Source organism: Neobacillus sp. NPDC097160, assembly GCF_044762155.1.
Classification (GTDB): Bacteria; Bacillota; Bacilli; order Bacillales; family Cytobacillaceae; genus Neobacillus.
On the sequence record NZ_JBIWDU010000001.1, the window covers coordinates 261,782 to 279,920 of the forward strand.

Consider the following 18,139-nt stretch of genomic DNA (forward strand, 5'->3'; position numbering starts at 1 on the left):
TCCCAACATAGTCCAACTTATATATTATAAGTAGAGTCCAGTGACGTAGACTGCTGTGATTGTTTTTGCAATCTCTGCAACAGAACCGTGGTGTTCATTGCGGATAATTTCCCATAGGTACATTTCATTCGTAAAAAACCAGCCTCGTGCAACAATCTCATGATTTAATTCTGCTCTGGCCAATCCATTTTGTTGCGCATAGGCAACATCCTCTGAAATCCGCTGAATAAATTTTTCCCGAATCGCTTTCCATTTCTCTGAAACTAAAGAAGAAACCCCAATTGCTTGTTCAAAGATTTGCATCATATCCCGTTCAGCTTCTGCCAGTAATAAAAATGAATGGGCTTGTTTGTTAATGATTTCTTCTGCTTTTTTTTTGGAATTTGGAAGGAAGGAAATCTCGGCAATTTCATAAAATCGCCCCATGACATCCTCCATCAATACGATTAAGAGATCTTCTTTTCCTTCAAAATGGACATAGGCTGTTCCGTAACCAATGTTCGCTTTTTTTATCATTTGCGAGATGGTTGCTTTTTGGAAGCCTTCTTGAAGAAAAACTTCCTTCGCAGCTTGTAGTAATTTTTGCCGTGTCACCATCGAGCGTAAATGTCGTTTATCTTCTACTTTAGTTTGACTCATTTTGATTCCTCCACTACTCATTATCTCTAGAATATATTGATTTTCATAGAAATGGAAGGGAACTTAGTGGTAATAATATTAATAATAATCTGAAAAAATAATATTGACATGATGTCATATTCCTTGGATAATAATATTGACATGATGTCATATTCATTTAAGAAAGCGCTTTAAAATATTTTATTCATTGTAAAGGGGAGACTCATGATGCTTTTGAATAACTTTCAACCAACTTTAGAATACGCGAAAGAATTGGATAAGGAAGATTCTCTAAGACATTTTCGAGAAGAGTTTTATTTAATGCCTGGATCTATTTATATGGACGGGAATTCATTGGGACTTCTTTCAAAAAGAGCGGAAAAGACTCTATTAGAATCTTTAAACGATTGGAAACAATATGGGATTGATGGCTGGACGCAGGGCAATCATCCATGGTTCTTTATGGCGGAGAAACTGGGCGAAAAGCTTGCGCCCTTAGTAGGAGCTGCTGCTGGAGAAGTTATTGTAACGGGTTCTACAACCGTCAATCTGCATCAGCTTGTTTCTACCTTTTATAGGCCAGAAGGAACGCGCACAAAAATTTTAGCAGATGAACTCACCTTTCCATCCGATATTTATGCTCTTCAAAGTCAGGTAAGGGTCCATGGATATGATCCAGAAACAGATCTCATTCGCGTGAAAAGTTGCGATGGCCGCTTTTTAGAAGAGGATGATATTATCGAAGCGATGACCGATGAAATTGCCTTAATTGTCTTGCCTACAGTCCTTTATCGCAGCGGTCAAATATTAGATATCAAACGTTTAACCGAAGAAGCCCATAAAAGAGGTATTTTAATCGGGTTTGACGGTTGCCACTCAGTTGGTTCAATCCCACATTCCTTCAGTGAATGGGATGTTGATTTTGCGTTTTGGTGCAATTATAAACATTTAAACGGCGGACCTGGCGGTGTTGGCGGCTTATTTGTCAATCGTAAGCATTTTGGAAAAATGCCTGGACTTGCTGGCTGGTTTAGTTCAAATAAAGAGAAACAATTCGATATGGAGCATACATTAACTCCGGCTCATTCAGCTGGAGCGTTCCAAATTGGAACTCCACATGTACTTAGCGTTGCCCCATTAATCGGATCATTAGAAATTTTTACAGAGGCTGGTATTGAAAATATTCGCGAAAAATCTCTTAAAATTAATCAATATTTAATGAATTTAATTGATCATGAATTAGCAGGTATGGGCTTTTTCATTGGTACGCCAAGAGAAGATGTACGCCGCGGCGGGCATGTTAGCCTTGAGCATAGTGAAGCAGCACGGATTTGTAAGTCATTGAAGGAAAACGGCATCATTCCTGATTTTCGAGCACCTAACATTATTCGACTTGCTCCTGTTGCCCTCTATACTTCCTATGAGGAAGTTTGGGGAGTGGTGCAAATTCTTAAAAAGATCATCATTGAAAAACAGTATGAGAAGTTTAAGAATGAACGTGAAGTAGTGGCTTAATGTGTAGGGACAATAGAGGGATTCCCTCTATTGTCAGTTAGACAGGCGCATTGTTTAGAGGATGGTCAGACAAAGCCTTATGGTTAAAGAAGGGGATGAAAGAGATGAAGAATAAAAATAATGAAGAGGGATTAAAACGGGAATTAACAACACGTCAGCTTTCGATGATCGCGATGGGGATGGCGATTGGAACAGGATTATTTCTTGGAAGTGGACTAGCCATCGGTACCGCAGGACCGAGTGTATTGATTAGCTATACAATTGGTGCGTTCATCGTTTTATTATTGATGGGATGTTTGGCCGAAATGACGGTTGCCTATCCAACCTCGGGATCTTTTGGAACGATTGCTGATAAATATCTTCATCCCATGGTAGGCTTTCTTGTCCGGTACTCCTATTGGATTGCTCAAGTTCTTGCTATTGGAGTTGAAATTAGCGCGATTGCCATCTATATGAAATATTGGTTTCCAGAGGTTCCTGGGATTGTTTGGATCATCGTATTTGCAGCAGTTCTCATTTATGTAAATGCAACTAGTGTAAATGCCTTTGCGACATTTGAGTATTGGTTCTCGATGATCAAAGTTAGTGCCATCGTTGCGTTTATTCTTCTTGGCGCGTTTGTTTTGTTTGGAACTTCCAGCCATGTAAATGTGGGTGCTAAGAACCTTGTCGATCATGGCGGGTTTATGCCGTTTGGTTTCAAAGGTATGTGGATTGCCGTCTTTATTTCTCTTTTTAGCTTTCTAGGAACAGAATTGGTAGCGGTTACTGCAGGTGAAGCAAAAGAACCAGATGTAGCTGTACCGAAAGCATTGAAAGCAACTGTATTCCGTTTGACTGCTTTCTATGTGTTGACGATGGCGATTATGTTGATGATTGTTCCATGGAAATCAGCAGGGATTGAAGAAAGTCCGTTTGTAAAAGTAATGGAGATCTTAAATATACCGGGTGCCTCTGGAGTCATGAATTTTATCGTTTTAACAGCTGCTTTATCATCCATGAACGGACAGCTATATGCTTCATCACGAACGATGTTTTCATTATCGAGTGAAAAGTTTGCACCAGCCATTCTAGGTAAACTGAATAAAAAAGGTGTTCCAACAACTGCTCTTATCGTTTCAACAATGGGGATTGCTCTTGCAGCCGTGGTAAGTGCACTGATGCCAGGATCATCCTATGCATTTATGATGGGGATTTCCATGTTTGGTTCACTGTTTACCTGGCTAATCATTTTTATTTCACATTTGTCTTTTCGAAGGGGATGGGAGAAAATAGGCGGTCGTAAATTGCCTGTAAGAATGATGGGCTTCCCCTATTTGACGATATTGGGAGGACTTCTGCTTCTAAGTTTAATGGTAACAGCCTGGTTTACTGATTTCAAAATCATGCTTCAATTTGGTATTCCTTGGCTGCTGTTTTTATCGCTAGCTTATTTTGTGATAAATAAAAGGAATTCACAGAAATCTGATGTTTTGCAGAATCAAGAGACTGTTTAGAACAAGCTTTTCGTATCACTATACGTCACCTTTCACGTTGGTGACCGGTTCTATAATCCATTTTGAAGCAAGAGGAGGGTTCTCTTGCTTCTTTTTTAAAATATAAGGATTTATAAGTTTTGACTTTGAGAATTGTCCAGCTCCAGCGCCCTAGCGGCTAGTGTCCTTCGCACTCCGCCCTACGATAAGTCAACATCGAATCGCCTCCGGCTCTTCGTGTTTCCTTTATCTCAGTTGGAGTGCTCCACAAGGAATTTCTTCGGCAGCATAAGCATCGCACGAAGAAAAAGCGTTAGCTTTTTCGAGGAGGCCATACGCCGCTGAACAGGGCGCTTGCGCCTTTCTTATGAAAAATGAGTTTTGGTCACAGGTCTTTTCACAAAAAGCGAAAATTAATGTGCATGTAATTTAAGTATCTGTAAATACTCCGCACCGGTAGAGGTAATTTTTGTGCCAGTTCTCCCTCGGCCTTTTGTGATGAAACCATGGATTTCGAGGGTATCCAACCTGCGTCGAACTTGTTGTGGCGAGAGATAATGACGATTTTCCCTGCTAGCCATTGAAATAAATTGACGACTGGCGGGCTTGCCGTTATCATTACAGTCCTTGATGGCCTCTAACATAAATAGATATTCATCTATTTCTAATAAACTCTTAGGTATTGGATAGTCTTGTTCATTAGATAGGCTGTTTTTCTGAAAGCGGTCCTGCGGAATGTCTTTCCATTCGATTTTGTTCCCGTCACAGATCGTGAGCATATAGTCAATGGCACTTTTTAATTCACGAACATTGCCTAACCATTCCTGTTTTTGAAGCTGTTCTGGCAGGTCTTGTCCAACTTTTACCCATTTCCCGCTTTTGGTAATAAAGTGTTTTACTAATAAAGGGATGTCTGCTATTCGTGCTCGAAGTGGCGGAAGAGAAAGGGTAAGAACATTCAAACGGTAAAACAAATCAGACCGGAACGTGCCTTCTTGTGATTTCAGTTGAATATTTTTATTCGTTGCCGCGATAACCCGGACATTTATCGGAATTACTTTTCTCCCGCCGATTCGGCGCAATTCCTTTTCCTGAAGAACCCTTAATAAATGGGATTGGACGGTTAAACTAATATCGCCAATTTCATCTAAAAATATCGTTCCATTATCAGCTAATTCAAATAATCCTTTTTTTCCACCCTTTTGTGCTCCTGTAAAAGTCCCCTCCTCGTACCCGAATAATTCACTTTCAAGCAAATTTTCCGTTAAAGCACTGCAGTTTATCGCGATAAAGGGTCCGTTTTTTCTCATTGAATGAAGATGGATAGAATGTGCGAATAATTCTTTACCCGTACCCGTTTCCCCTTGAATTAAGATCGGATGCTCGGAAAGAGCAAGTTTTTTGGCAATTTGTTTACTTTCATTGAGTAAAGGGTGTTCACCAACAATATCATCAAAATCATACTTTGCGTAAAATCCCTTGTTTCTTAGTTCCCGCTGTGCCATTTTTTCGACTTCAAACGCTTGATTAATGCTTTTAAATGTCGCTACGATCGTATTTTCTGTTTCCATATGATGACGGAAAATAACAAGATCGACACCGTATATCGTAAAAAATTTACTTTCTTCATTACTACTTAGGATAAAATCAATAATTTCCTGCTGAACGATGACCTCATCTAATGGTTTATTAATGGCATCCATTACAGGAAAATGAAATAGAGCCTCTAAGCCACGGTTAAAAACGGTGACCTTCTGGTGTTGATTAATGGCTAAAATACCGTCATCGACAGTGTCGACAACATTTTGAATATGTTGATTCAACTGTTTTGCATTTTGTTCCGCAATTGATAGTTCCCGTTGTAAATCAATGATGTTACGAATATACCTTTCTGAAATCAATGACGAGACTTTTTCGCCCAAACAGAAATATTCGACTACTTTTAATATAGTTGCCATATCAAACAAGCGAACGCCAATGTCGATAACCCTTTTAATGGACGGAGGACAAAGATGGGGCTCACCGGGAGATATAGCGATATCAATATTTTTATAAAAAATCTGTTCCTTCTTAAACGGGACGAACCTTAAATGATCAATACCTAGCTGATAAAGAGATTCTATTAGTTCAACCGTAGCAAAATCATCATCATTGACGACAAGAACGTCGGAATCTATCGGGATTTTTAACAGCTGATCAATAAATTGGTGATGGACTGTACGTTTTCCGACAAACAGTTCATTACTATGTATGTTACACAATTCATGAGCTTCTACTCTCGTTACCTCCGATGAAAACAGGATAAAATCAACGTTCAATTGAGTTGGCAGTGCTTCTTCTGTTGCAAAACTTTCAATGTGGACGTAATCGCCCAATAATTGTTGAAGCTGCTCATGCAGGACTTGCTTTGTTTGGCTGCTTCCCGTTATTAACGTAATGGATTGTTTTATCATAAAAACCCCTTTTGGTTCAATTTGGTTCTATTATATTACAAAAAAGAACCAAAAAGAGCCGATAAAGAAGAATTAATGATAGATTTTTTTGAATTAGTAGACTACTTCGCGATTGGCATAGAAATTGCATATTAATTAGGGGGATTGCATGAAAAAACAAAATAAGGAGATGGTATGATGAGTCAATTGGGTAAAAAGGTGGAATCGGTTCCACCAACAAAAAAACCGATGCAAATAAATGTGTTTGCTTTATTATTCTTTGTTGTTGTAGCGGCAATGATATTAACCTATATTTTGCCGGCAGGGGAATACAATCGTGTAGAAGTGGATGGACGGACAATCGTAGAGGCGGATTCGTTTAAATGGACGGAATCCACACCTGTCAACCCATTTGATATGGTGCAAGCCCTCCATAAAGGGATGGTTGAAGCCGGTGGTATTATTTTCTTTGTCTTAATTATTGGCGGTTTTTTTGGTGTTTTCAGTGCGACAGGTACGATTGATGTATTAATTGCGACAATGGCAAGAAAGTTAGCGAAGCGAGAAAAGCTATTAATACCGATCATGATGCTGTTCTTTGCCGCCGGGGGATCGTTAATGGGAATGGCGGAAGAGGGACTAGCCTATATTCCACTATTAATTCCGCTTGCGTTGGCCCTCGGTTTTGATACGATTACGGGCATGGCGATTGTGTTGCTTGGCGCCGCTGCAGGTTTTACAACGGCTGTTATGAACCCATTTACAGTAGGGATTGCTCAGGGGATTGCTGAACTGCCACTATTCTCTGGAATAGGGCTGCGCCTTATCTTGTTTGTGGTTGTTTACCTTGTGTCTGTCATATTCGTCTATCGATATGCGATGAAAGTAAAACGAAATCCTGCGCTAGGTTTCTATGGAAATTACAACAGGGAACATGCAGATAAGCTGCTTCAATCGAAGGTTAATCTAACAACAAAACACAAGCTCATTCTTGGAGCTTTTCTATTAAACTATGTTGTTCTAGCATTTGGTGTTATTAAATTTGAATGGTATCTTTCAGAGATTGCTGCCTTATTTATTATTTTAACAATTGTCGTCGGGATTATAGGAAAACTTTCTGTAGACAATATCGTGAAAAATTTTACGAGCGGCTCTGCTGCTTTAATTAGCGGTGCTTTAATTATCGGTGTATCGAGAGCGACATTGGTTGTATTGAACCAAGGGCATATTGTCGATCCTATGTTGCACGGGGTGTCTGAAGTCATTAAACATGTTCCAGGAACAATCAGTGTTATTGGGATGTATGGCTTCCAATCAGTTATTCATTTTATCTTAGCGTCAGGAAGCGGGCATGCGATGTTAACGATGCCAATTATGGCGCCGCTCGCTGATTTACTTGATATTACGAGACAGACAGCTGTATTATCTTTCTCATTTGCTGACGGAATTGGAAATATAATTTTTCCAACTGCCGGTACATTAATGGCTGGTTTAGCGATTGCTGGAATTCCGTGGACGAAATGGGCGAAATGGGTCCTGCCGTTAGTCATCATTCAATTTGTAATCGGATTAATTGCGGTTGTTATCGCGCATGCGATTAATTACGGTCCATTTTAAAGGTAAAAGTCATCAGAGGTGTAACTAAGGAGGAGAATGGCAGTTGCTTACGTTGATTAAAGATGGGGAAGTGTTTGCCCCACATTATTTAGGGAAGAAAGATATTTTACTAGTCGATAGCAAAATTGGCTATGTAAACGAGTTGATTGAAAATCCGAAGCATTTTGTTCCGATTACGGTGATTGATGCATCGAATCAAGTGGTTGTACCAGGATTTATCGATGCCCATGTTCATATCATTGGCGGCGGAGGTGAAGGAGGATTCAAGACACGGACACCGGAATTGAACTTAACTAATTTAACGACTTCGGGCATTACTACGGTTGTGGGTGTCCTTGGAACAGATGGGACAACACGCCGAATGGAAAGCTTGCTTGCTAAAGCGCGGGGGTTAGAAGAAGAGGGCGTAACGAGTTATATTCATTCAGGTTCGTACCAGCTGCCGGTTAATACGTTAACGGACAAAATAGAGAAAGATATTATTTTTATTGACAAAATAATCGGGGTCGGGGAAATAGCCATTTCCGACCATCGGTCATCTGAGCCGACATTTGATGAAATTGCAAAAGTTGCTACAGCCGCACGAAATGGCGGAATTTTATCGGGCAAAGCTGGTGTATTAGAAATTCATGTCGGGGATGGTGAAGAAAAGCTTTCTTTGCTTGAGGAAGTTGTTAGTAAAACCAATATTCCGATTTCCCAGTTTCATCCAACCCATATTAACAGAACGGAAGAATTATTTAGGGCCGGGATTCAGTATGCCAAAAATGGCGGATATGTGGATTTAACGACGAGTACGATACCGCAGTTTTTAGAAGAAGGGGAAGTGAAGTGCAGCAAAGGCTTGAAGATCATGCTGAATGAAGGGGTTCCGATTGAAAATATTACATTTTCTTCTGATGGACAAGGCAGTCTGCCGTCTTTTAACCGGAAAGGAGAGTTAACAGGACTTCAGGTTGGAAAAGTATCTTCCTTATTTAAAGAGGCAAGAGATTCAGTTCTTGAAGAAGGGATTTCATTAGAACAGGCATTACAAGTCATTACGTTAAACCCTGCTAATGTGCTAAAGCTGAAACACAAGGGCAGGATCCAGGAAGGAATGGACGCTGACATCGTTTTACTAGATAAAGAGACACTAGAAATTGATACTGTTATCGCCAAAGGAAAAGTGATGGTAAAAAATAAAGTGCCGATTGTAAAAGGTACATTTGAGTAAGAGGCAGCGATTCTAAAGTAGATTCATGATTACATTTTTGCAAAAATTGGAGGGATAATGTTGAGAAAGTTACCGATTATTTTTGTCCTAGTCTTAACGATGTTTTCTATTACTATGTATTCATTTCAGGCGGGGGCGACTGAGAATAAGAATAGTTTATCAAAAACATCCGGCAAAGGTTCTCTAGTTATTGTAGGTGGCGCCTTAAGTTCAGATAATGAGGCAGTTTATAACAAATACTTAACACTTGCCCAACAATATAAAGGGAAATCATTAAATGATGTCAAGATCGCGATTATTCCGGCTGCCAGCGCGGCCCCGATTGAAAGTGCTGATGCGTATAAAGACGATTTCGTTCGCTACGGCGTACCTGAAAAAAATATCTATACGGCTCCGATAGCCTTAATGGATGACCCTTCGACAAAAGATGTGGATGAATCAACTTGGAAGGATAACGGAAACAGTGCTGAAATAGCAAAAGAATTAGAAGAGTTCGATGCGGTTTGGTTTGTAGGCGGAGATCAATTACGTCATATTAAAACGTTAGTGTCTGCAGACGGTAAAGATACAGTCGTGTTACAAGCCATTAGAAAAATATATGAGAACGGGGCAGTCCTTGGTGGAACAAGTGCGGGGGCTGCGGTTATGAGTAATCCGATGATTGCTTCAGGAACAAGCGTAGGTGCATTAAATGAAGGGGTTCATATTCTAAAGAACTTTGACCAGGAAACGGGTGACGATCAACTTTTTCTAACGACCGGTTTAGGGTTTTTTACACATGGAATAGTTGACCAGCATTTTCTAGAACGAGGCCGTTTTGGCCGATTGCTTGTCGCATCACAATATAACAAAACACGTTATGGCTTTGGAATTGATGAAAATTCGGCAATGGTTTATACAGGAGCAGACGAAAGTGTTGAAATCGTTGGTGCAAGTGGTTTGTTAATCGTAGATTTGCAAGGGGCGACAACACCAAAAGGGAAACGTTTTGCGCTGAACAATGTAACGATGCACTATTTGGAAAAGGGGGACCGGTTCCATTTAAATGATGGGACGTTCACGCTTAATAAGCTGCACGTGACGACAAAAGGGATTGAATATTACAGCAAAAATCCAATTGCAAAGGATATTCTTGGACCGCAAGTATTAAAAAAGGTGCTAACTGAAGATTTAATAGATAATGAGGCAACAACAGCGGAGGCCCTTTGGTTTGACATGGAGGATGAGAAGAAAGGAACTGGATTCCGATTTACTTTTAGAAAAACAGATAAAACAGAAGGGTTTTGGGGAAGAATTGATAAGGTCGGATCTTACTCTGCCTTAAATGTTCAGATGGATGTTGAACCAATTTCGATTAAAATTTCCATAGATAAATAGCATACTAGGACTCTAATCATGGATTAGGGTCTTTTTTTTGAAAAATATTCATCAGGTCACATTCAGGACACATACCTAGTATATTTTTCTATAAATATACAGTTGCAACAAGGGTATCACGCCTCTTTCATTGAATATGTGTGTAAGGATATTTTTTAAAATCAACAAAAACCCTTGCACTTTAAGGTCTGGGTTATTTATTTGCAATAATTTTTATAGAATGATATTAGCAGTTTAAAAGGTGAAAAATCTTATCGAGAGGTGGAAATTATTGAAGGCAGATGCTGTTTTTGAAGGTGGCGGGGTCAGGGGAATTGCCTTTATTGGAGCAGTTCAAGCCATGGAAGAGGAAAAAGTTGAATGGCAAAGACTGGCTGGAACATCAGCCGGAGCCGTAATCGCTGCGCTTTTGGCAAGCGGCTATAAAAGCGATGAAATTAGAGACAGGATGAGCGATATCAATTTTTCGAAACTTCGAGGTAAGACGATTCTGAATCGAATACCCATTTTCGGAATCCTTTTAGAACTAATGATTCATCTGGGAATGTATAAGAATGATTATTTGGAAACATGGATGGATTCACTTCTTTCAGAAAAAGGCATTAAGACGTTTGCTGATCTTCCAGATGGAAAGCTGAAGATTATTGCTTCTGATGTTTCGAATGGCCAAATGCTTATTTTGCCAGATGATTTGGAACGCTATGGGATGACCCCTGCTGATTTGAAAGTTTCAACTGCCGTTATGATGAGTTCTTCTTTACCATTTTTCTTCCGTCCGGTTATTTGGAAATCAAAGGACCGTAACAAATCCTATATTTTAGATGGCGGATTACTTAGTAATTTTCCAATATGGATATTTGATACAGACAACCCTCGTTTTCCAACCTTCGGCTTCCATTTTGTGAAAGAGGAAGTGAACATAGATGCGGTTATCCCAACGCCGATCCACCTTTTCAAAAATATTTTTATAACGATGCTCCAAGCCCATGATTTACGATATATGAACGAAGAAACGATTGAACGCACGATTCAAATTCCGACTGGCAACATCAACGCAACTGATTTTGTACTAAACGATGATGAAACTGATTTTCTCTATAAATCAGGCTATACTTCTGCAAAAGAATTTTTGTCGAATTGGGATTTTGGACAATATAAAGAAAAACGAATGCAAAGAGTAAAGAATAAGAGGTACAAGAAAGAAACAAGATGAGCCGCTACAATGGCTCATCTTGTTTTTAATGTTTAGATAAAGTCCGAATAAATGACCTTGAGCCACGTTTTGCTGCCAGGAAGCCTGTTCCCTCAATGAGGTTGGAAAAACTGTAAACGAGTTGAAAGTTTACAATCTATTCATATACTTTACTCTTTTTTAACAAGGCCGTTACCTGATTAACATACAGTTTTGGTAGAGTACTAACAGATAGACCTGTCCTATACTAAACAAAAAACTGCTTACACAGAAAGGTGAATCAGGTATGAGAAAAAGAAACAGCCTAGGTCCAAAGCGTATTTTATCAGCTTCACTTGCGTTAACGCTTATGTCGGCTCCACTCTTTTCATCACAAGTAAATGCTGCAAACGATCAAAAGCAAAATAATGGTCATGGAGCTGAAAATGTTCGTTCGGATAAACAAGACAAAGCGGCGAAAGACCTTGTAAACTTACGACTCATGGAAACGACCGATATCCATACAAATCTACTATCCTATGATTATTATAAGGATGCTCCATATGAGAAGGTTGGGTTAGCGAAAACAGCTACTCTCGTAAAACAAGCACGACAAGAAGTAAAGAATAGTGTTTTAGTGGACAATGGAGATTTAATTCAGGGGACTCCGCTTGGAACGTACAAGGCGAAAATAGAACCATTGAAAAAGGGAGAAGACCATCCGGCCATTAAAGCGATGAACCAAATGGGTTACGACATGGCTACACTTGGGAACCATGAATTCAATTATGGACTAGATTTCCTCAATGAAACCTATGATGATGCAAACTTCCCAGTGGTAAATGCTAACGTGTATGTGGATGATCATGATCAAAATCCAAATAATGATAAAAATAAATTCACTCCGTATCAAATTGTAGAGAAAAATGTAATGGATGAGAACGGGAAGAAGCATAAGATAAAAATTGGTTATATTGGATTTGCCCCTCCACAAATTACCGAGTGGGATCAAGCCCATCTTGAAGGTAAGGTTATCACCAAAAATATTGTGGAAACGGCAAAGAAATTCATCCCGGAGATGAGACAAAAGGGAGCAGATTTAATCATTGCCATGACTCATTCCGGATTCAGCGGTGATAAGGCCAACACGGAAGATGTCATCTATTCTTTAAGTGAAGTACCTGGAATTGACGCGATCACCTTTTCCCATACACATAAGTTGTTCCCTGCTAAATCAGAGGCAGCTCTTGATGGATTATTTTTAGGCGCAGATAAAAAGCCTTTACCGGGAGTGGATAATGCGAAAGGCACGATTAACGGTGTGCCAGCTGTACAAGCAGGCTACGGCGGCGGCTCTTTAGGGCTAATCGATTTGCAACTTAAGAAAGAGAAGGGCACATGGTCAGTAGTGAATTCTCAATCCTCTACCCGTGAGACCTATAAGGATGTTAAAGATTCTGTTACTGGTCAGACAAAAACAGTGAGCACGGTAGAACCTGATAAAACCATTTCAAAGCTTTTGCAAGCTGATCATGATGCAACGATCAACTATGTGAATACCCCAATTGGTAAAACAACGGACGATATTCACAGTTATTTTTCATTAGTTCAGGATGATCCATCAATTCAAGTCGTAACGAATGCCCAAAAATGGTACGTTGAAAAATACATTGCCCAAAGTAAACCTGAGTTTAAAGATTTACCAATCCTATCGGTTGGTGCTCCATTCAAGGCTGGCCGCAATGGAGTAGGCGAATATACAGAAATTAAAAAAGGCGATTTAACGATCCGCAGTGCGGGTGATTTATATCTGTATGACAACACATTAAAAGCCATTAAGGTGAAGGGTTCAGTCGTGAAGGAATGGATTGAAATGACGACAGGAAAGTTCAATCAAATTGATCCGGCTAAAACGGAAGAACAAGCACTGTTAAATCCAGCCTTCCCTGTCTTTAACTTTGATGTTATTGATGGCGTAAACTATCAAATCGATGTAACGAAACCTGCAAAATATGATTCAACAGGAAAATTGATCAATCCAGATTCAAGCCGTGTCATCAATCTTACTTACAACGGTCAACCAGTCGATCTTAATCAGGACTTTATTGTTGTGACCAACAACTACCGTGCCGGCGGCGGTGGTAACTTCCCAGGTGTAAAAGGCAGCGAACTAGTGGTTGACTCCGCGGATGAAAATCGTCAAATTTTAATGGACTATATTTCGGAGACAAAAGAGATCGTTCCTACTGCTGACAACAATTGGTCGATTGCACCAATTGATGGCGATGTAAATGTTACGTTTACTACATCTCCAGAAGCAAAAGCCTATATTAAACAAGACAGCAATATCACGTATACCAATCAAACAGATGATCAAGGTTTTGGGATCTTCAAATTAAATTTAAGTCCTATAAAAGTACAATTACTGGGCTTAAACGATTTACATGGCCAGCTTGATACGGATACGAAGATTGGAACGGAATTGGCTGGAAATATGAAGTACACAGCTGCCGCAATGAAACAGCGGAAAGCAACAAACCCGAACACACTTTTAGTTCATGCTGGTGATATGATCGGTGGAAGCCCGCTCATTTCTGCTCTCTTCCAGGATGAACCGACTGTAGAAGTAATGAATGCCATGAAGTTTGATGTTGGCACACTTGGTAATCATGAATTTGATGAAGGAATGGCTGAATTGCAGCGCATGATTCATGGCGGCGACCATCCTAAAGGAAATCCCGGTTATAAGGGGATGGACTTCCCTGTTGTAGCAGCAAATGTTTTTGATAAATCAACAGGTAAATTAATTACTGAACCTTATGCTATTAAAGAAATCGGCGGCAAGAAAATGGGATTCATCGGTGTCGTAACGCAAGAAACTCCTAACATGATTGTGTCCAAAGGGAATGAAAATCTGCAAATTACCGATGAAGCAGAAGCAATCAACAAATACACGGCTGAATTAAAGAATCAAGGCATCAAAGCGATTGTGGTTCTTGCCCATAACCCAACCACACAAACAGGTAACAGTGCTTCATTTGATGCTTCAAAAATTGCTGAACAGGTGGATGATGAGGTCGATGTCATTTTCGCTGCTCACAACCATGTTGGTGTCAATAAAGTTGTAGATAACAAGCTGATTGTTCAGGCATACTCTTACGGCTCGGCTTTTTCCGATGTCGATTTACAGCTTGACCCAATAACCGGGGACATTGTGGAAAAGCAAGCAGAGATTGTAACAGTATTCCAAAAAGATTACACGCCAGATCCAGAAGTATCAGCGATTATGAAGAAGTATGAAGATAAAATCGCACCGATAAAAGCCGAAGTAGTTGGTGAGTCTAAAACAGCGTTAGACAAAGGATACCCTAGCGCGACAACGGGTGATTTTGCCCTAGGCAACTTGATTGCCGATGGTATGAAAGCTGAAATGAATGCTGATTTTGCCTTAATGAATGGCGGCGGTGTCCGGGCCAATCTTAATGCAGGTACTGTCACGTTCGGAGACCTTTTCTCCATCCAGCCTTTCGGTAATGTGTTAAATAAAGTGAAGCTTAGCGGTGCAGATTTGGAAACGGTGCTAAATAACCAAATTTCAGAGATTACCGCACCAAACGGAACCAAATCATATAATCTCGACTTTCATGTGGCTGGTTTTAAATACACATGGGATGGCAATACAGGCAAAGTCGTAGATATCTTCTTATCAGATGGCAAGAGGATTGATAAGAATAAAGAATACACTGTTGTTGTAAACAACTATATGTATGGAAATGCTAAATACGGTATTAATGATCTTGCAACTGATTTAGAGGTTGGTCCTGAAGATTTACAGGGTACATTAAACTTTGTCAAAACACTTCCGAAACCATTCGAATATAAAGCAGAAGAACGCATTAAACAATTAGTACCATTAGCTATAGCTCAATAGCTTTCATACATGAAAAAACGGCTTGGTTTAGATATCCTAAATCAAGCCGTTTCTTATTAATGGGGATTTTTGAAAAATTTTATTGTTTTTCCATCTCAACGATTAACAAAATGACATCGCCTTAGACGCTAGAGATGCCATGGTCGTCGAGGATGATATCACACTTCACGCAAATGCAACATCACATGAAATGTAGAACAACTCTACATAGTCGTTTCCAAAATCTACACACAATAAGTCCACGCTGCAACTCCTTTTCGATCAAAAAAAACGGAATCCAATAGCACCCACTAGTCCAACCTTATTAATCTAGAAAATTTGCACCAATATTTTTTGAATTTTTTTCACTTAACCATTTTTATTAAATATTTGTCCAAGCCATTGCTTCTTAATTACATACTTTAGTGTATTACGTTAAGGAGGTGATTAAATGGTTCGTATTATTGATTATCAAGCAACAGAGCCTGTTAGTAGGGTTGGTCAAATTAGACCAATTCTTATTCCTCATTCACCGAGAAAAGTTGTATTAGCAACAATTCGAATAACTATTCCTCGAAGGAATGCTAAAAATAATCATGTGGAATTAATTGCAACTGTGGGAGTGCGTGGGGTCACGGGTACATCTCAAATTTTATTTAAGATTTTCCGTGATGGAAGGGAGATTTTTAGGGCCCAAGAGGGAGTAGAATCAGATCCTACATCAGAGGTAAACTATGTTGTGACAGTACAAGGTATAGATACGAATGTGGGAGCAGGAACGCACACGTATCAAGTGACTGCTGAAAATATTACGGATGGTACAGAAGCGGCTGTTGTAGGACCAATTTCTTTTAGTGGTTTAGCTATAGCTCCAACTGACGAAGATCGTGATAGTGATCGAGATATGGATCGTGTCACGAGTCAAGATCGAGACCAAGACATGGATCGTGTCACGAGTCGTGATCGAGACCGGGACATGGATCGTGTCACGAGTCGTCGTCGTGTCACGAGTCGTGATCGAGACCGGGACATGGATCGTGTCACGAGTCATCGTCGTGTCACGAGTCGTGATCGAGACCGGGACATGGATCGTGTCACGAGTCATCGTCGAATCACGAGTCGTGATCGAGACCGAGACATGGATCGTACAACAAGTCGTCATCGGGATCGGGATCGGGACCGTGATCGAACCACGAGTCGCAACAAGAACCGTGAACAAGATCGAAGGCCGAGAAGTCCCTTTGATGATTTTTTCAGAAGGTTCTAGTGAGAAGTTAGCTACTAGCTAGAAAGATGGGAACTACCAAGGAGGCAGAATACTAATATAATAGCATTCTGCCTTTTAGAGCATGGAAGTTCAGCTATTGCTGTAGTTGCTGTTGGATTAGGTACATATGCTCAAGCGGAAACGTACAAAACCTATGCTACAACTGTTCCGATTGTGTATGATTAGCGTGAATCAACTAAAGGATATTATGCTGGTAACGGGTTCGTAGTAGCGTAAGCAAATAAAAGCACAACTAGCGAAATTGAGCTGGTTGTGCCTTAGTGTTATCTACGTAATACTGGCATTATATCCTGTTCGGCTTCTGCCATTAACAAAAAGGCTTATGCCTGCTTGTTAATGATGTTATGATTTTTTTTGTAAACGATCTCAATGGGGAGAAGGGGGATTCCCCCAAAAAGCATTTAGGAAATCCAATCCATACAATTCAAGTTATTGCAATATTACGGGTTCCGTGATAATCTTATTGCGCTATATATTTGATAGGAGTGGGAAGAATTGAACACCAAGGCTTTTATTTTGGCATCCATCACTGTTATCATTTGGGGATCGAGTTTTGCCGCAATTCGCGTAGGGTTACATGGGGGCTATTCCGCTGGTCACTTAATTCTCAGCCGTTACCTGATCGCATCGGCTATTTTCGTTATTTTTGCATTGTGGCCTGGTGTTAAATTTCGGCTGCCGAAAAAAGAGGATTTGCTTAGAATTTCCGTTCTTGGCTGGGTCGGCATCAGTATTTATCATATTGGGGTTACGTTCGGTGAACAAACCGTGTCAGCAGCGACTGCAGCTATGTTAGTCTCATCTACACCTATTTTTGCCGCACTTATTTCCGTATTTATTTTAAAAGAGCGCATGGGCATGTTTGGCTGGATCGGATTAGCGTTAGGTTTTATTGGTATCGGAATTATTACATTAGGAACAGCTGGATCGTCCTTTCAACTATCGAAAGGCGCTTTTTTAGTGCTCATGTCCGCTGTTGCCACGTCGGTGTTGTTTGCTTATCAAAAACCGCTTTTGAGCCGCTATACATCGATTGAATTAACCGCTTATTTCACATGGGCCGGAACGTTACCATTTTTTATTTTTTCCCCCGGATTGTTTCATGATATTCAACATGCAACAATGGAAGCGAATTTATCTGCACTCTATATTGGTATTTTTCCAACGGCCATCGGCTATGTCACATGGGCCATGGCACTCTCCACCGGAAAGGCCAGCGCCGTTACGAGCATGTTGTATATTGAACCGGTATTTGCCATCCTTGTTGCTGGGGTCTGGCTTAATGAATGGCCTACTATTCTTTCAATAAACGGCGGTGCTATCGCCATTGCTGGTGTCATTGTTGTCAATTTACTAGGATCAAAGCAGCACTCCCCCGCGAAGAAACAGCATAAGGCGGAAATAACCTAATTTGGTTTCATAGTATTGTTCGCAGATAGCATCAAAATGGTAACTTAATAGTGTTAATCCAAATAGAACCGAGGGATATTCTCTTGGTTTTTCTTGTTTTTTGGAAATTG

10 protein-coding genes and 1 pseudogene are annotated in these 18,139 nt (G+C 40.1%); 9 read left to right on the plus strand and 2 right to left on the minus strand.

Going from position 1 to position 18,139, the window contains the following annotated elements; translation table 11 throughout:
• Positions 1-24 precede the first annotated feature (24 nt).
• On the minus strand, positions 25-639 hold the full coding sequence (locus tag ACIQXV_RS01145; RefSeq protein ID WP_402954775.1) for a TetR/AcrR family transcriptional regulator: 615 nt from the start codon (positions 637-639) through the stop codon (positions 25-27).
• 207 nt (positions 640-846) lie between these two features.
• On the opposite strand from ACIQXV_RS01145, the gene kynU reads away from it, so the two are divergent.
• Both kynU and ACIQXV_RS01155 read left to right on the plus strand, forming a co-directional pair.
• Entirely contained in the window at positions 847-2,133 is a 1,287-nt protein-coding gene (gene kynU / locus ACIQXV_RS01150; RefSeq protein ID WP_402955238.1) for a kynureninase, read from the plus strand.
• Between the two features lie 104 nt (positions 2,134-2,237).
• Entirely contained in the window at positions 2,238-3,629 is a 1,392-nt protein-coding gene (locus tag ACIQXV_RS01155; RefSeq protein WP_402954778.1) for an amino acid permease, read from the plus strand.
• Between the two features lie 392 nt (positions 3,630-4,021).
• Here ACIQXV_RS01155 and ACIQXV_RS01160 read toward each other — a convergent pair whose 3' ends face one another.
• Entirely contained in the window at positions 4,022-6,061 is a 2,040-nt protein-coding gene (locus tag ACIQXV_RS01160) for a sigma-54 interaction domain-containing protein (protein ID WP_402954781.1), read from the minus strand.
• Positions 6,062-6,238: 177 nt separating this feature from the next.
• Between ACIQXV_RS01160 and ACIQXV_RS01165 the strand changes: the two genes are divergently transcribed.
• The 7 genes and pseudogenes from ACIQXV_RS01165 (at position 6,239) to ACIQXV_RS01195 (ending at position 18,029) form a co-directional block, all read left to right on the plus strand.
• Complete coding sequence (locus ACIQXV_RS01165; RefSeq protein ID WP_402955241.1) at positions 6,239-7,657, plus strand: YfcC family protein; 1,419 nt, start codon at positions 6,239-6,241, stop codon at positions 7,655-7,657.
• A 43-nt stretch (positions 7,658-7,700) separates the two neighbouring features.
• Positions 7,701-8,873, plus strand: a complete 1,173-nt coding sequence (gene iadA / locus ACIQXV_RS01170; RefSeq protein ID WP_402954784.1) for a beta-aspartyl-peptidase — start codon at positions 7,701-7,703, stop codon at positions 8,871-8,873.
• 57 nt (positions 8,874-8,930) lie between these two features.
• On the plus strand, positions 8,931-10,250 hold the full coding sequence (locus tag ACIQXV_RS01175) for a cyanophycinase (RefSeq protein ID WP_402954786.1): 1,320 nt from the start codon (positions 8,931-8,933) through the stop codon (positions 10,248-10,250).
• Between the two features lie 271 nt (positions 10,251-10,521).
• Positions 10,522-11,463, plus strand: coding sequence for a patatin-like phospholipase family protein (locus ACIQXV_RS01180; RefSeq protein WP_402955244.1), 942 nt, complete (start codon positions 10,522-10,524; stop codon positions 11,461-11,463).
• Positions 11,464-11,728: 265 nt separating this feature from the next.
• Entirely contained in the window at positions 11,729-15,352 is a 3,624-nt protein-coding gene (locus ACIQXV_RS01185) for a bifunctional 2',3'-cyclic-nucleotide 2'-phosphodiesterase/3'-nucleotidase (protein WP_402954789.1), read from the plus strand.
• Between the two features lie 430 nt (positions 15,353-15,782).
• Positions 15,783-16,199 (plus strand): annotated as a pseudogene (locus ACIQXV_RS01190) (exosporium protein C); the annotation flags it as partial.
• A 915-nt stretch (positions 16,200-17,114) separates the two neighbouring features.
• A complete protein-coding gene (locus tag ACIQXV_RS01195) occupies positions 17,115-18,029 on the plus strand; it encodes a DMT family transporter (protein WP_402954792.1) in 915 nt (304 codons plus the stop codon).
• Positions 18,030-18,139 lie beyond the last annotated feature (110 nt).

Coding starts and splice junctions, on each gene's coding strand:
- ACIQXV_RS01145 (WP_402954775.1), bottom strand. CDS start 639: ATGAGTCAAACTAAAGTAGAAGATAAACGACATTTACGCTCGATGGTG.
- kynU (WP_402955238.1), top strand. CDS start 847: ATGCTTTTGAATAACTTTCAACCAACTTTAGAATACGCGAAAGAATTG.
- ACIQXV_RS01155 (WP_402954778.1), top strand. CDS start 2,238: ATGAAGAATAAAAATAATGAAGAGGGATTAAAACGGGAATTAACAACA.
- ACIQXV_RS01160 (WP_402954781.1), bottom strand. CDS start 6,061: ATGATAAAACAATCCATTACGTTAATAACGGGAAGCAGCCAAACAAAG.
- ACIQXV_RS01165 (WP_402955241.1), top strand. CDS start 6,239: ATGAGTCAATTGGGTAAAAAGGTGGAATCGGTTCCACCAACAAAAAAA.
- ACIQXV_RS01175 (WP_402954786.1), top strand. CDS start 8,931: ATGTTGAGAAAGTTACCGATTATTTTTGTCCTAGTCTTAACGATGTTT.
- ACIQXV_RS01185 (WP_402954789.1), top strand. CDS start 11,729: ATGAGAAAAAGAAACAGCCTAGGTCCAAAGCGTATTTTATCAGCTTCA.